The organism is Collinsella aerofaciens (genome assembly GCF_040910185.1).
GTDB lineage: Bacteria > Actinomycetota > Coriobacteriia > Coriobacteriales > Coriobacteriaceae > Collinsella > Collinsella aerofaciens_BF.
Genome location: NZ_JBDGBA010000005.1, coordinates 50,107 through 64,880 on the forward strand (window position 1 = coordinate 50,107; position 14,774 = coordinate 64,880).

The window sequence follows — 14,774 nt, forward strand, 5'->3', positions numbered from 1 at the left end:
CGTGTCCGATCGTCCCAAGGCATCTGCTCCCAAGACGCCTGCGCGCAAAGCTGCCACTGCTGGCGCGCCTGCAGCGAAGAGCGGCACCGGTACGTGGCTGGCGGGCTTTATTACCCGTGCCGCCGCCGGTATCGTCTACGCCGTTGTCTTTATCCTGTGCCTGGTTTTGGGTATCGTGCCCACGGCCATCTTTGTTTCTGTCATGAGCGGTCTGTGCTGCTATGAGTTTTTCCGTATGACAAGGCTCGATGGCAAGATGGCTAACGAGCGCATGGGTATCGCTGCCGCCGTACTCTTTCCGCTTTCGGCGTTGGGCGATTCGATGTTGCTGAATGCCCTGCTTTTTGCTCTGATGCTCGCTGTGGGCATTTGGTATGTCTGGTCGCCGCGTACCCGCATCTCTGATGTGGCCGTGACGCTCATGGGTCCCATTTACACTGGCTTTATGCTGTCGGCTATCGTGCTGCTGCGCGATGCCGTGCCCGGTTTTGCCGGCGCCCTGCTTTCGGTGGGCGTTTGCGCGTCCCTTTGGGTCTCCGATTCGTTTGCCTACATCGTGGGCAGCCGTATCGGCAAGCATAAGATGGTTCCCAAGATCTCTCCCAAAAAGAGCTGGGAGGGGTTTGTCGGCGGCATCCTGGGCTCGGTTTTGATTTGGCTCATCCTGTGGGCGACGCACCTCTACAAGCTCAGCCTGCCCTATGCGCTGCTGTGCGGCGTGGTCGTGTCCATTCTGGGCGTTATCGGCGACCTTATCGAGTCGCGCATCAAGCGCGGTGTGGGCGTCAAGGATTCCGGTAACCTTATCCCGGGCCACGGCGGCATGCTCGATCGAAGCGATTCGCTTATCTTCGGCTGCATCACCGCGCAGCTGATGCTGATGATCGGAGGCGTGCTGTAATGTCATTCCAGACGACGTATGGCCCCGATGGACGCCTCCGTGTTGCCATCCTGGGTTGTACGGGCTCTATCGGCACCCAGGCACTCGATGTGTGCCGTCAGCATGCTGATCGCCTGCAGGTGACGGCGCTGTCCGTTAATTCCAGCACCTCTGAGCTCGTTGCCGCTGCCCGCGAGTTCTCGGTTCCGGCGGTTGCCGTGGCCGATGTCGCTCACGGCGATGACGCCGTGCTGCAGGAGTTGCCCGAGGGAACGAAGCTCGGCGTTGGCGCGCAGGCGGTTTGCGAGCTCGCGCGTCGCGACGATGTCGACTGCGTGCTCGTTGCTATTGTGGGCGCCGCCGGTCTCGAGGCGAGCCATGCGGCCTTGACCTCAAATAAGCGCCTTGCCCTTGCCAACAAGGAGTCCCTCGTCGTCGGTGGCGACTTGCTTATGCCGTTGGCACAACCGAGCCAGCTTATTCCAGTCGACTCTGAGCACTCCGCCATCTACCAGTGCTATCTGGGGGAGGACCCGCGCGAGGCTCATTGTATTTGGCTCACCTGCTCGGGCGGTCCGTTCTTTGGCCGCACGCGCGACGAGCTCAATCGCGTGACGCGTGCCGATGCCCTCGCACATCCCACGTGGGCCATGGGTGCCAAGATCACCATCGACTCCGCCACCCTCATGAACAAGGGCCTGGAGCGCATTGAGGCCATGCATCTGTTTAACTGCGACCTCGATTTCATTAACGTGGTCGTGCAGCGTCAGTCCAAGATTCACTCTATGGTCGAGTTCGCCGACGGCTCCGTGATGGCGCATCTCGGTGCTTCCGACATGCGTATTCCCATCCAGTTCGCGTTCTCGTATCCCGAGCGTTGGGATACCCCGGCGCCTCGTATCGATTTCCGCGAGCTGGGGCAGCTCACGTTTGATGCTGCCGACATGGATACCTTCCGCTGTCTGGCACTGGCCGAACGTGCCGGCAAGACGGGTGGCACCATGCCGTGCGTGCTCAATGCCGCCAACGAGGTCGCCGTCGATGCCTTCCTGAACGATGGCTGCAGCTTTACCGATATCGATCGCATTGTGGAATCCTGCATGGATTCCCACGATATGCAGGCGGTCGATTCGTTTGAGCAGCTTCGCGACATCGATGCATGGGCGCGTGAAAAGGCTGCGCAGGTGCTCGCCGCAACCCGTTCCTAACCCATAAGGATTGCTTTTTCGTTTTATGGATACTGTTCTGAGCGTTCTCTCATCGGTCTTTTGGGGCCTGCTGATGCTTTCCGTCCTTGTGTTTTTGCACGAGGGCGGCCACTTTTTGGCGGCGCGTGCCTGCGGCGTCCGCGTGACCGAGTTCTTTTTGGGCCTGCCGTGTCGCTTTGACATCCATTACACGTCACGTCGCATTGGAACCAAGTTTGGCGTGACCCCGCTGCTGCTGGGTGGCTACGCTGCCATCTGCGGTATGGATCCGACCGACGTCTCGTGCGCCGATCGCGTGCTCGCGGCTATCTATCGTCATGGTCGCGTGACCGTGGCCGACCTTGCCGCCGAGCTCGAGCTATCCGAGGAGGTTGTGCTCGAGGCATGCGCCTTGCTCTTGGGTTGGGGCTCTATCGCGCCTTGGTATGAGGAAGGGGAGAAGCCCTCGCCGAGCTACTATCCCGCCAAGTATCAGACGCTGCCACGAGATGCGGCGGGTTACACCACCTTTGACGGCCGCCGTTTCGATCGAGAGCATGCGACTACCGAGGGCGATGTGTGGGAGCTGCCGTGCGGCGAAGCCGAGTTCCTTGCGCAAGAGCGTTCGCATACCTATCTGGGCCAGGGTTTTCTCAAGCGCGCCTTTATGCTGCTCGCGGGCATTCTCGTCAATATCCTGACGGGCTTTTTGCTGCTTATGAGCATCTACTCTATTGCGGGTGTCACCGTGCCGATGGATACCAACGTGATCGGTCAGGTTGACGAGGGGTCTATTGCCGCCAAGGCGGGTATCGAGGGCGGCGACGCGATCCTTTCGGTTGACGGAGTATCGTGCTCTACCTGGATGGACGTTTACGATGCCATCGGCAAGGCCGCCGGTAAGGACGATATCGCCATTGAGTATGAGCGCGACGGCAAGCAGCATTCGACCTCGGTTGCGCTCAAAGAGGACGAGCGCCTAGGTGTGTATGCCTCTACGCAGGTGGTCCGTTTAGACCCCATCACGTCGGCTCGTCTTTCGTTCTCCTATGTCGTGCAGACAGCGGAGGGCGTGATGCGCCTGCTCCAGCCGCAGCATACGATGGAGATTCTCGATCAGTCTTCTTCGATCGTGGGCATTAGCGTTATGTCCTCACAGGCTGCTGCTGCCGGCCCTGCCACGTTCCTTTCGTTTGCCGCCCTCATTTCGTTCTCGCTTGGCTTTATGAACCTGCTGCCCATCCCACCACTCGATGGCGGCAAGCTGGTCATCGAGATCATTCAAAAGATTGCTGGCCGCGAGCTTCCGCTCAAGGTCCAGACGATTGTGAGCTATGTGGGCATCGCGCTCTTTGCGCTGCTGTTTGTCTATATGCTTCGTTCCGACGTCCTTCGATTTATCCTGTAGGGGAGTGTTTGGATTGTCTTTATCCCATCCTTTGCCTCGCGAGTTGACGCGCCCCGTGCATGTGGGCGGTGTGCAGATCGGTGGCGGCGCGCCGGTGGTGGTCCAATCCATGACCTGCACCGATACCGCTGACGCCCAGGCAACGCTTGCGCAAGTGTGCGCGTTGGCGCAGGCTGGCTGCGATATCGTGCGTGTGAGCGTGCCCACCGAGGCCGCGCTTGAGGGTTTCCGCATCATCTGTGCCGAGTCTCCGGTGCCAATCGTTGCCGATATCCACTTTAACCACAAGCTGGCCATTGGTGCCGTTGAGGCCGGTGCTGCCAAGCTGCGCATCAATCCCGGTAATATCGGCGATTGGGCCAAGGTTGACGCGGTGATCGATGCTGCGGGTGCAGCGGGCTGTGCGATTCGTATCGGCGTCAATGCCGGTTCGCTTGAGCAGGATATCGCCGAGCGCGACGACCTCACGCAGCCCGAAAAGCTCGTGATGTCGAGCGAGCGTTTCGTCAAGCATTTTGAAGACCGCGGCTTTACGAACATTGTGCTTTCGGCCAAGGCCCATAGCGTGCAAACGACGCTCGATACCTATCGAGCCTTGTCGCGTGAGATTCCCCACGTTCCGCTTCACCTGGGCGTAACCGAGGCGGGTACCAAGCTTCAGGGCACCATTAAGAGCTCTGTAGGCTTGGGTATCTTGCTTTCTGAAGGCATCGGCGACACCATGCGTGTGTCGCTCACGGCCGATCCGGTTGAGGAGCCGCCGGTCGCTTGGGGTATTCTGCAGTCGCTGGGCCTGCGTCGCCGTGGCCCCGAGATTGTCTCGTGCCCCACATGTGCGCGCTGTCAGGTTAACCTCATTCCCATCGCCGAGGAGGTCACCGAGCGGCTTAAGAACTACTCCGCGCCGCTTTCGATCGCCGTGATGGGATGTGCCGTTAATGGCCCCGGCGAGGCTTCCGACGCCGACCTAGGTGTGGCCTGTGGACGAGGTCAGGGCCTGCTCTTTTCGCATGGCCAGATCATTGGTAAAGTAGCTGAGGATCAAATTGTCGACGCGCTCATGGCCGAGGTCGACAAGCTTATTGAGGAGAAATAAATGACTCGAGCAATGTATATGTCTAAGCTTTATGCGCCGACGCTTAAAGAGGATCCGGCGGACGCTGAGCTCGCCAGCCACCGCCTGCTGCTCCGTGCCGGCATGATCCGCAAGGAGGCCGCCGGTCTGTATTCTTATCTGCCGCTCGCATGGCGCTCGATCCGCAAGATCGAGAACATCGTGCGCGACGAGATGGATGCTGCCGGCGCCCAGGAGCTCATGATGCCCATTATGGTCGATGCCGAGCTGTGGCGTGAGTCCGGCCGTATCGATGCCTATGGCAAGGAGCTTGTGCGCTTTGACGACCGTCATGGTCGCGAGTTCGTCCTGGGCCCCACGCACGAGGAGACCGTCACGGCCCTGGTGCGCAACGAGCTGCGCTCCTACAAACAGCTGCCCGTCAACCTGTACCACATCCAGGATAAGTTCCGCGACGAGTTCCGTCCCCGCTTTGGCCTGATGCGCGGCCGCGAGTTCATCATGAAGGACGCCTACAGCTTCTCTGCCACGCAGGAGAGTCTGCAGGAGGAGTACGACAAGATGAAGCAGGCCTACGCCAACATCTGTGAGCGCTGCTACATCAAGGCCCTGCCCGTTGTCGCCGACTCCGGCGAGATCGGTGGCGATACCTCCGTCGAGTACATGGCTTTGGCTGACGCCGGCGAGGCTTCGCTCGTCTATTGCGATGACTGCGGTTTTGCCGCCGATGACGAGGCTGCAAGCACCAAGGTTGTCGTGACCGAGGGTCCTGGCGACGGTACGCTTACCAAGGTCGAGACTCCGGGCATGGGCACCATCGATGCCGTTGCAAAGTTCTTTGGGTTCCCCGAGAACGGCACGCGCAAGTCGCTGGCACTCATCGACGCCGAGGGCAAGCCTGTTGTGGCCATTGTTCCGGGCGACCACGAGCTCAATGACTGCAAGGCCGAGCACGTCTTTGGCAAGGGCTATCGCATGATGACCGACGAGGAGCTCCAGACCTACGGTCTGCATAAGGGCTTTATCGGACCGGTTAACCTGCCCGAGGGCATTCGTCTGGTGTGCGACGAGAGCCTGCGCGAGTCCAAGCAGTGGGCCTGCGGTGCCAACGAGGTCGATTATCACTTTACCGGCGCCTGCCCCGAGCGCGACTTTACCGTCGATGAGTGGGCCGATCTGGTAACCGTCGTTGCCGGCGATCCCTGCCCGCACTGTGGCAAGCCGCTTTCCGCTGCCCGCGGTATCGAGGTCTCCCAGGTCTTCCAGTTGGGCACCAAGTATTCCGAGGCCATGGGTGCCACCTTTATGGACGAGGACGGCAAGGAGAAGCCGCTTATCATGGGCTGCTACGGCGTTGGTGTGTCCCGCTCGCTCGCTGCCGTCGTGGAGCAGCACAACGACGAGCACGGTATTGTTTGGCCGGTCTCCGTTGCCCCGTACGAGGTCGCGGTGATTCCGCTCGATCCCAAGAAGGAGGAGTGCGCTACCGTTTGCGATCAAATCGTCGAGGCTCTGTGCGCCGAGGGCATCGAGGTTGTCGTCGATGACCGTGACGAGCGTCCCGGCTTTAAGTTTGCCGACAATGACCTTATGGGCTTCCCGTATCAGGTGATTCTTGGCAAGCGCGGCCTTAAGAACGGTACCGTTGAGCTCAAGGACCGTGCTACGGGTGAGCGCGAGGACGTGGCGATCGATGAGGTTGTCGCCAAGGTCGCCGACCTTGTGAAGGCAGCACGCCGTTAATCGAGCCCGCTGCGTTGAATGCGCTTACGAAGCGGCCCAGCGTCTCTCTTGGGAGAGGTGCAGGGCCGCTTTTGCGTCTAAGAATCTTTTATAGCTAAAAGGAAAACCCCACAGCCCATGCGAGCTGCGGGGTTTTCCCATTGTGCCTCCGATGCGAAATAAATCGCTCAGATATTACTGATAATCGACGACGTCGATCCAGTTCTTCAGGAACTCATCGTTCACGTTGCGCTTACGAGCGAGCTCGGAAGCGGCGACGATGCTCGTCCACTGACGCACGACCTGCATGGGCATGTCGGCACGGTCGCAGTAGAGCTCCAGGTAGGCCTCGGCCTGGTCCTTGCTGTTGAGGGCAAAGAGCAGGTAGGTGGTGGCAACGTCGGCAGCAGGGGAGCCCTGGGTGGCGTGTGCCCAGTCGCACACATAGAGCTGGCCGTCGTCGCCGACGATGACGTTGGAGGGGTTGAAGTCGCCGTGGCAGACCTTGAACTCCTTGGTCATGCCGTCCAGACGCTCCTGAAGGTTGTAGCGCGTGGTGGCATTGAGCTGATCAAGGCTGTCGATCATGCGGGCGAACTTGTCGCGCTGACGGTTGAGCAGCGGGGAGGTGTAGCCGTGGATCTCAATCTGGAGGTCGACGAACATCTCGAGGTACTCACCAAAGCGCTGGGGCTCGGCAGTCATCTTCTCGGCAAGGGTGGTGCCCGGAACCTTCTCGGTCACGAGCGCCCAGCCGTTGGCGTTCTCGAGCTGAGAAACCTCGAGAGCCTTGGGGCTGCGGATGCCGCACTCATTGATGCGGGCAAGATTCAAAGCCTCGTTGAACACGTCGGAGACAGGCTTGGTCTCGTTAAAGACCTTGACGATCTTGTCGCCCAGGTCGTAAACGACCTTGTTGCCGCGACGGACGAGCTCGGTCTTGGAATCGGGTAGCAGCATGGTTGCATCCTTTCAACGATGCGATAGAAGCGACGGCGGGGGTGTGTGAAACACCCGTGCACCCCCGCCGTTAAAAACCGTGCTAAAACTAGCAGACGGCGTAGTCCTGAGGCTCGCGGCCGTAGTAGGCGTCCAGGTAGAGCTCCTTGATCTCGCTCATGAGCGGGTAGCGCGGGTTAGCGCCGGTGCACTGGTCGTTGAATGCCTGCTCGGTCATCTCGTCGAGGGTGTCGAGGAAGTACTGCTCGTCAACACCGTAGTCGGCGATGGTCTTCTTGACGCCGATGAAGTCCTTGAGCTCCTCGAGCTTCGTGATGAAGTTCTCGAAGACCTCCTTGTCGTCCTTGCCCTCGATGCCGCAGTACTTGGCCATCTCGGCGTAGTTGTGCAGCGCGTTGGGGTAAGGATACTGGGAGAAGGTACCCATCTTGACGGGAGCCTCGGCGGCGTTGTAGCGCATGACGCGGGTCAGGATGACGGCGTTAGCGATGCCGTGGGGCAGGTGATGGAAAGCGCCGAGCTTGTGAGCCATGGAGTGGTTGAGGCCCAGGAAGGCGTTGGCGAAGGCCATACCGGCCATGCAGGAGGCGTTGTGCATCTCCTCGCGGGCGTGCGGGTCCTTGGCGCCGTTCGTGAAGCTGGAGGGCAGGTTCTCAAAGACGAGCTTGGCAGCGCGCTCGGAGAGGCCCTTGGTGTAGTCGGAAGCCATGATGGAGACGTAGGACTCGATGGCGTGGGTCATGACGTCGATGCCGGAGGCAGCGGTCAGGCCGCGCGGGGCGGTCATGCAGTTGTCGGCGTCGACGATAGCCATGTTGGGGAGCAGCGCGTAGTCGGCGAGCGGCCACTTGATGCCGGTCTCCTTGTCGGTGATGATGGCGAACGGCGTGCACTCGGAGCCGGTACCCGAGGAGGTCGGGACGGCGACGAAGTAGGCCTTCTTGCCCATCTCGGGGAAGGTGAAGATACGCTTGCGGATGTCCATGAAGTCCATGGCCATGTCCTCAAACTTGCACTCGGGGTGCTCGTACATCATCCACATGATCTTGCCGGCGTCCATAGCGGAGCCACCGCCGACGGCGATGATGACGTCCGGCTCAAAGAGAGCCATCTGCTTGGCGCCGCGACGTGCGCACTGCAGCGACGGATCGGGCTCGACGTCGTAGAAGCAGTCGTGGGCGATGCCCATCTCGTCGAGCTTGGCCTCGATGGCGCGGGTGTTGCCATTCTTGAAGAGGAACTGGTCGGTGACGATGAAGGCACGCTTCTTGCCCATGACGTTGCCCAGCTCGTCGAGGGCGACGGGCGTGGAACCCTTCTTGAAGTAGACCTTCTCGGGAGCGCGGAACCACAGCATGTTCTCACGGCGCTCGGCCACAGTCTTAACGTTGATCAAGTGCTTCACCCCAACGTTCTCGGAGACGGAGTTGCCGCCCCAGGAGCCGCAGCCCAGGGTCAGAGACGGCTTCATGCCAAAGTTGTACAGGTCACCGATGCCACCGTGCGAGGACGGGGTGTTGATGACGATACGGCAGGCCTTCATGACGTGCTCGAACAGGCTGATCTTCTCGGCCTGGGCGGGGTGCACGTACAGAGAGGCGGTGTGGCCCGGGCCACCGGCGAGCACCAGGTGCTCGGCCTTGTCGACGGCCTCCTGGAAGTCCTTGGCGTGGTACATGGCCAGGACCGGGGAGAGCTTCTCGTGGGAGAACTCCTCCTTGGCGGGGTCGGTGGAGGTGACCTCGGCGATCAGGATCTTGGTCTTGGCGGGAACCTCGATGCCGGCGAGCTCGGCGATCTTGGCGGCAGCCATGCCGGGGATGCGGTGATCGAGAGCACCGTTCTTGAACATGGCGGCACGCAGGGCCTCCATCTCGGCACCCTGCTTGACGAAGTAGCAGCCGCGCTTCTGGAACTCGGCCTTAACCTGGTCGTAGATGCTGTCGATGACGGTCACGGACTGCTCGGAAGCGCAGATCATACCGTTGTCGAAGGTCTTGGAGTGAATGATGGAGTTGACGGCGAGCAGCACGTCGGCGGTGTCGTCGATGATGACCGGGGTGTTACCGGCGCCAACGCCCAGGGCGGGCTTGCCCGAGGAGTAGGCGGCCTTGACCATGCCCGGGCCACCGGTGGCGAGGATGATGTCGACGTCGCGCATGACCATGTTGGTCAGCTCGATGGAGGGGACATCGACCCAGCCGATGATGCCCTCGGGGGCGCCGGCCTTGACGGCGGCGTCAAGCACGAGCTTGGCGGCGGCGATGGTGCACTTGGCGGCTGCCGGGTGCGGGGAGATGATGATGGCGTTGCGGGTCTTCAGGCAGATCAGCGTCTTGAAGATCGCGGTGGAGGTGGGGTTGGTCGTCGGGATGACGGCGCCCACGATGCCGATAGGCTCGGCAATCTTGGTGATGCCGTAAGCCTCGTCGCGCTCCAGAACGCCACAGGTCTTGGTGTTCTTGTAAGCGTTGTAGATGTACTCTGCGGCGTAGTGGTTCTTGATGACCTTGTCCTCAAGAACGCCGCGGCCGGTCTCCTCGATGGCCATCTTCGCCAACGGGATACGAGCCTTGTTGGCGGCCATGGCGGCCTCATAGAAGATCTTGTCGACCTGCTCCTGCGTGTACGTAGCAAAAAGCGCCTGGGCCTCTCGCATCTGAGCGAGCTTAGCCTCAAGCGCCTCTACGTTGTCCACAATTGCGGGAGTAGTGTTTTCCGGTGACTTTTTCACCATTTGTGTCTCCTTGCGATCGGAGATTTACCCTACGTCTTGCATGATAGCAAGAAATAATTCGGTGAACGGTAAGATTCCTTTAAAAGGCACACTAAAACGCTTCAATAAACTGAAGCGTTTTAACTAAAACTATTTGCCTGCTGCATCGCCCCGCTCAAAAGGCACACTACGCTCATTCGCTCATTGGGGACAGACTTACATGAGTGCTTTCACTCATTTGGGACAGACATCGTTTTGCCATTTTGCCGTTCTGGGCCTGTTTTTGCCGCTCATTGGATATAAATAGATCACAGGCTCAGCATTTCGCGTTCCTTCTCTCCTTTTAGGTGTTGCCTGTTCAGTTTTTGAAAGGAGAGATTATGCCCCGATGCGCCCGCGCCGTTTCGCTCACCGGCTATTACCACGTCTTTGACCGTGGCAACTCCAAACAGATTATTTTTGAAGATGACTCTGACCGATATCGTTTCTTATCGGACATCTCGGACAGGTTTGCACGCCATAAAGTGGCAGTGTTGGCTTGGTGCCTTATGGACAACCACTTCCATTTGATGGTTGATGACCCATATGACAACCTTTCAAAGGCAATGCAGTGCGCACTGACGGCGTATGCTAAGTATTTCAATGGGAAAACGGGAAGAACGGGCCATCTGTTTGACAATCGCTATTCGCGTGTTGCGGTTGAGTCGGACACACAGGCGGTGCAGCTACTCGATTATATCCATCTCAATCCTGTGAAAGGTGCGCTTGACTCGCTCGATGCGTACCGCTGGTCAAGCTATAAGGCGTATCAGCTGGGCTATGATCCCTTTGACATCTGTGATGCGGCCCCTATGCTCTATATTGTCGGTGGCTCCCGTTGCTATTGCGAGCATCTCGAGGAAGTTGCCGGGCGCATCTGGTTAATGGAGGTTCTTCCACGCCGGCGGATCCCCGATGAGGAGGCCCTTTCCGTTGCGCGCGAAGTTCTGCCGAGCATAGATCCTGCACTGCTCAAAGCCCTGCCACGCCCCGAACGCGATGCGTGTCTGCTGAGGCTTAGGCGGGCGCATCTCACGGTCAAGCAAATTGCCCGTATCACCGGCATCGGCGCTACAAGCGTGACCAAGGCAACTGCAGGCTGGAAGGATGCTGCGTGAGGCAGGGGCCGGAGCCAGTCAGTGCGTCGCATGCGTGCTTCATGTCTGTCCCCAATGCGTGAAAGCACTCATGTAAGTCTGTCCCCAATGAGTGCAAAAAGGCGCCCTCCGTAGGGGAGGGCGCCTTTGGTAAGTTCTATATGAACGCGAGGTCTTTGACCCGGAGAGTCCGAGGTACTTGTTGGTAAGACCTTATTTACGAGCGCGCAACCTTGCCGGACTTGAGGCAGGTGGAGCAAACGTTCATCTTGCGACGGTGACCATCGACGACGACGTAAACGCGCTGGATGTTGGGGCGGAACTTACGGTTGGTGACGCGGTGAGAGTGGCTGATGGAGCGACCGGCAACGGGGTGCTTACCGCAAACTTCGCAAACTTTGGACATAACTGACCCTCCTTGGGCGACAAACGAACATGTCGCGTTAACAAACAAGCCTGAACTATAGCACAGAAGCAGCTCCCTGTGCGTAATCTACACAGAGATATTCCTCTTTTGGCGATAGTGCTCACGCAACGGCCCTGGACGTAGATCCGATTTGCGTGCAGCAGAGGGGATTATGCCAGCTCGTGCGTGCGTTTTCAAGCTCGTCCCACAAATATATATAGGTTTATTGAGCTTTGGGCTCCGTTTACGGATTGCTCTGTATTTATGCTCGCAATTAAGCTCGAGGTTGGCTACACTATCCCTTGACCATTAAAGGGGTACGAGATACCCACATGGAATTACATAGCTGCCCAAAGAGCAGCCCTTCCTGTGGGTGTCTGGTCCGCTTTAAGCGGTCGGGCATCTATTTTTTTGACTGTGTCAGCAGTCAAGACATGTGAGGAAGGAGATCGATGGGCACGACTTCCCCCAAGGCGGTCATCATGGACGAGACCGCCGTCAATCGAGCGATGACCCGCATCGCGCACGAGATTCTCGAGCGCAACGAGGGCTGTGAAGACCTCGCTCTGGTCGGCATCGTCACGCGCGGCGACCTTCTGGCAAAGAAGCTCGCCGAGGAGATCAAGGAGATCGAGGGCGTCGACGTTCCGCTCGGCAGCCTCGACATCAGCTTCTACCGCGATGACTATGCGACCAATTTCGCTCCCGCGATCCACGCCACCAACATTCCCTTTAGCGTCGACGGCAAGCGCGTCGTTTTGGTGGACGACATCCTGTACACGGGTCGTACCATTCGCGCCGCTCTGGACGCCGTCATGGACTTGGGCCGTCCGAGCCGTATTGAGCTGGCAGTTCTCGTTGACCGCGGTCACCGCGAGCTCCCCATCTCGCCGGACTTTGTCGGCAAGAACGTTCCCTCGTCGCATGAGGAGAACGTGCACCTATATATGAAGGAAGTCGACGGCCACACCGCCGTCGAGATTAACGACGTCGCGCCGGGTTCCCACGTGGGCTCCGCGCCGCTGGGAGGTGAGTAGTACCGTGGCGTTCAACCATAAGCACCTGATCGACATTACCGAGTACTCCGAAGAGGACATCAAGCTCATCCTCGAGACCGCCAAGGCGTTCTCCGAGGTCAACGAGCGTGCGATCAAGAAGGTCCCCACGCTCAAGGGCAAGACCATCGTCAACATGTTCAACGAGCCTTCGACGCGCACCCGCAGCTCTTTCGAGCTCGCCGAGAAGCGTCTTTCGGCCGATAGCCTCAACTTTGGTGGCTCCTCGACCTCCACGGTCAAGGGCGAGAGCCTTGTCGACACCGTCGAGACCCTTAACGCCTATAAGATCGACTGCATCGTCGTGCGCGACAAGCACGCCGGCGCTCCCTACATCGTCACGCAGAACTCGCCCGCGAGCGTCATCTGCGCCGGTGACGGCAAGCACAACCATCCTACGCAGGCCCTGCTCGACCTGTACACCATCTGGGAGCACAAGGGTGACTTCCACGGTCTGAAGGTCGCCGTCGTCGGCGATATCGCCCACTCCCGCGTCTGCGGCTCGCTGATCCCCGCCCTTAAGATCATGGGCTGCGAGACCTACGCCGTCGCCCCCGGCACGCTGCTGCCGCCGTCGCCCGAGGTCCTAGGCTGCGACCACGTGACGAGCGACCTCGATTCCGTCCTGCCCGAGCTGGACGTCGTCTACATGCTGCGCGTGCAACAGGAGCGCCTCGAGGGTGCCCCGTTCCCGACCATTCGCGAGTACCACAAGCTCTTCGGCCTGACCAAGGACCGCGAGAAGCTCATGAAGCCCGACGCGATCATCTGCCACCCGGGCCCCATCAACCGCGGCGTCGAGTTCGACTCCTATATGGCCGACCACCCGCAACGCTCCGTCATCCTGGAGCAGGTCTACGCCGGTATCTGCGTGCGTATGGCTATCCTGTATCTGCTGCTTGGAGGTGCCGATAATGGCCTTGCTTCTTAAGAATGCCCACGTCGTCGACCCGTCCGTCGAGCTTGACGGTGTCGTTGACGTCCTGATTGACGGCGACAAGATCGCCGAGGTCGGCGAGAATCTCGCCGTCGAGGGGGCCGAGGTCCGCGACCTTTCCGGCAAGTACCTCGTCCCCGGTCTGGTGGACATGCACGTTCACCTTCGCGAGCCCGGCTACGAGGTCAAAGAGGACATCGAGAGCGGCACCCGCGCAGCTGCCAAGGGCGGCTTTACCGGCGTGTGTGCCATGCCCAACACCGATCCCGTCACCGATAACGGCACCGTCGTGGAGTTCGTCAAGTCCCGTGCTGCCGAGGTCGGTCACTGCCGCGTCTATCCGTCGGGCGCCATGACCCGCGGTCTTAAGGGCGAGGCCATGTCCGAGATGGGCGATATGGTCGCCCACGGCGCCGTGGCCTTCACCGATGACGGTCGCGGCGTGCAGGGCGCGGGCATGCTCCGTCGCTGCATGGACTACGGCAAGATGTTCGGCAAGGTTTTTATGAGCCATTGCCAGGACGAGGACCTGGTCGGCCACGGCCAGATCAACGAGGGCAAGGTTTCGACCCGTCTGGCTCTCGAGGGTTGGCCGGCTGCTGGCGAGGAGCTTCAGATCGCCCGCGACATCGAGATCGCCAAGCTGACCGGTGCCAAGCTGCACATCCAGCACATCTCCACCGCTCACGGCCTGGAGCTCGTGCGTGCCGGTAAGGCCGCCGGTGTTCAGGTTACCTGCGAGGCTACCCCGCACCACATGTTCCTGACCGAGAACGACCTGGACGAGACCTACAACACCTCGCTCAAGGTCAATCCGCCGCTGCGCACCGACGAGGACGCCGAGGCTATCCGTCAGGGTGTCATCGACGGTACCGTCGACGTTATCGTCACCGATCACGCTCCCCACACCCCGTGGGAGAAGGCCCGCGAGTTTGAGCTTGCGCCCTTTGGCATGATTGGCCTCGAGACCTCGCTGTCGCTCGTACTCACCGAGCTGGTCAACACGGGCAAGATGAGCGTGGGCCGCATGGTCGAGCTCATGGCCATCAAGCCGCGCGAGATCCTGGGCCTCGACCAGGTTCAGGTCAAGGCGGGCTCCGTTGCCGACCTGACCGTGTTCGACCCCTCTGCCACCTGGACGGTCGGCGAGGACGGTTATGAGTCGCGCGCCGAGAACTCCGGTTTTGCCGGCCGCACGCTTACCGGTCGTGCCACCGATGTGTTTGTCGGCGGTAAGCAGACGCTCGCCGACGGCTGCATCTGCTAGCATAGCCTTATCGCTTTTGTGCGCG

The 14,774-nt window shown here is 60.0% G+C and carries 12 protein-coding genes; 9 read left to right on the top strand and 3 right to left on the bottom strand.

Annotated elements, in window-relative coordinates; translation table 11 throughout:
- Window position 1 precedes the first annotated feature (1 nt).
- The 5 genes from AB5Z54_RS03265 to AB5Z54_RS03285 are packed head-to-tail and all read left to right on the top strand — an operon-like array spanning window position 2 to window position 6,293.
- A complete protein-coding gene (locus AB5Z54_RS03265; RefSeq protein WP_368142313.1) occupies window positions 2–901 on the top strand; it encodes a phosphatidate cytidylyltransferase in 900 nt (299 codons plus the stop codon).
- Window positions 901–2,088, top strand: coding sequence for a 1-deoxy-D-xylulose-5-phosphate reductoisomerase (gene dxr, locus AB5Z54_RS03270; protein ID WP_368160191.1), 1,188 nt, complete (start codon window positions 901–903; stop codon window positions 2,086–2,088). The genes AB5Z54_RS03265 and dxr overlap by 1 nt, the downstream gene beginning before the upstream one ends.
- Before the next feature lie 25 nt (window positions 2,089–2,113).
- Complete coding sequence (locus AB5Z54_RS03275; RefSeq protein ID WP_349116859.1) at window positions 2,114–3,475, top strand: M50 family metallopeptidase; 1,362 nt, start codon at window positions 2,114–2,116, stop codon at window positions 3,473–3,475.
- Between the two features lie 13 nt (window positions 3,476–3,488).
- Window positions 3,489–4,571, top strand: a complete 1,083-nt coding sequence (gene ispG, locus AB5Z54_RS03280) for a flavodoxin-dependent (E)-4-hydroxy-3-methylbut-2-enyl-diphosphate synthase (RefSeq protein WP_368151366.1) — start codon at window positions 3,489–3,491, stop codon at window positions 4,569–4,571.
- Window positions 4,572–6,293, top strand: coding sequence for a proline--tRNA ligase (locus AB5Z54_RS03285; RefSeq protein WP_368160194.1), 1,722 nt, complete (start codon window positions 4,572–4,574; stop codon window positions 6,291–6,293). It abuts the gene before it with no gap.
- 174 nt (window positions 6,294–6,467) lie between these two features.
- Here AB5Z54_RS03285 and AB5Z54_RS03290 read toward each other — a convergent pair whose 3' ends face one another.
- Both AB5Z54_RS03290 and adhE read right to left on the bottom strand, forming a co-directional pair.
- Complete coding sequence (locus AB5Z54_RS03290) at window positions 6,468–7,232, bottom strand: aminoglycoside phosphotransferase family protein (protein WP_006236119.1); 765 nt, start codon at window positions 7,230–7,232, stop codon at window positions 6,468–6,470.
- A gap of 88 nt (window positions 7,233–7,320) precedes the next feature.
- On the bottom strand, window positions 7,321–9,969 hold the full coding sequence (gene adhE / locus AB5Z54_RS03295; RefSeq protein ID WP_368160197.1) for a bifunctional acetaldehyde-CoA/alcohol dehydrogenase: 2,649 nt from the start codon (window positions 9,967–9,969) through the stop codon (window positions 7,321–7,323).
- Window positions 9,970–10,328: 359 nt separating this feature from the next.
- Between adhE and AB5Z54_RS03300 the strand changes: the two genes are divergently transcribed.
- Complete coding sequence (locus AB5Z54_RS03300) at window positions 10,329–11,105, top strand: transposase (RefSeq protein WP_368160199.1); 777 nt, start codon at window positions 10,329–10,331, stop codon at window positions 11,103–11,105.
- A 196-nt stretch (window positions 11,106–11,301) separates the two neighbouring features.
- Here the strand turns inward: AB5Z54_RS03300 and rpmB are convergent, their stop codons facing one another.
- The gene (gene rpmB, locus AB5Z54_RS03305) at window positions 11,302–11,490 is read right to left on the bottom strand and encodes a 50S ribosomal protein L28 (protein ID WP_022094725.1); all 189 of its coding nucleotides are present in this window, start codon (window positions 11,488–11,490) and stop codon (window positions 11,302–11,304) included.
- Between the two features lie 452 nt (window positions 11,491–11,942).
- Between rpmB and pyrR the strand changes: the two genes are divergently transcribed.
- Genes pyrR through AB5Z54_RS03320 form a run of 3 tightly spaced genes read left to right on the top strand, consistent with a single transcriptional unit; the run spans window position 11,943 to window position 14,749 of the window.
- Window positions 11,943–12,527: a bifunctional pyr operon transcriptional regulator/uracil phosphoribosyltransferase PyrR gene (pyrR, locus tag AB5Z54_RS03310; protein ID WP_006236123.1), complete on the top strand. Its 585-nt coding sequence runs from the start codon at window positions 11,943–11,945 to the stop codon at window positions 12,525–12,527.
- Window positions 12,528–12,531: 4 nt separating this feature from the next.
- Window positions 12,532–13,476, top strand: a complete 945-nt coding sequence (locus AB5Z54_RS03315) for an aspartate carbamoyltransferase catalytic subunit (RefSeq protein WP_055309882.1) — start codon at window positions 12,532–12,534, stop codon at window positions 13,474–13,476.
- Window positions 13,460–14,749, top strand: coding sequence for a dihydroorotase (locus AB5Z54_RS03320; protein WP_368160202.1), 1,290 nt, complete (start codon window positions 13,460–13,462; stop codon window positions 14,747–14,749). The genes AB5Z54_RS03315 and AB5Z54_RS03320 overlap by 17 nt, the downstream gene beginning before the upstream one ends.
- The last annotated feature ends 25 nt before the right edge of the window (window positions 14,750–14,774 follow it).

Bases quoted from the DNA above. Each gene is read 5' to 3' on its own strand.
- dxr (WP_368160191.1), top strand. From the start codon at position 901: ATGTCATTCCAGACGACGTATGGCCCCGATGGACGCCTCCGTGTTGCC.
- AB5Z54_RS03275 (WP_349116859.1), top strand. From the start codon at position 2,114: ATGGATACTGTTCTGAGCGTTCTCTCATCGGTCTTTTGGGGCCTGCTG.
- AB5Z54_RS03285 (WP_368160194.1), top strand. From the start codon at position 4,572: ATGACTCGAGCAATGTATATGTCTAAGCTTTATGCGCCGACGCTTAAA.
- AB5Z54_RS03290 (WP_006236119.1), bottom strand. From the start codon at position 7,232: ATGCTGCTACCCGATTCCAAGACCGAGCTCGTCCGTCGCGGCAACAAG.
- adhE (WP_368160197.1), bottom strand. From the start codon at position 9,969: ATGGTGAAAAAGTCACCGGAAAACACTACTCCCGCAATTGTGGACAAC.
- AB5Z54_RS03300 (WP_368160199.1), top strand. From the start codon at position 10,329: ATGCCCCGATGCGCCCGCGCCGTTTCGCTCACCGGCTATTACCACGTC.
- rpmB (WP_022094725.1), bottom strand. From the start codon at position 11,490: ATGTCCAAAGTTTGCGAAGTTTGCGGTAAGCACCCCGTTGCCGGTCGC.
- pyrR (WP_006236123.1), top strand. From the start codon at position 11,943: ATGGGCACGACTTCCCCCAAGGCGGTCATCATGGACGAGACCGCCGTC.
- AB5Z54_RS03320 (WP_368160202.1), top strand. From the start codon at position 13,460: ATGGCCTTGCTTCTTAAGAATGCCCACGTCGTCGACCCGTCCGTCGAG.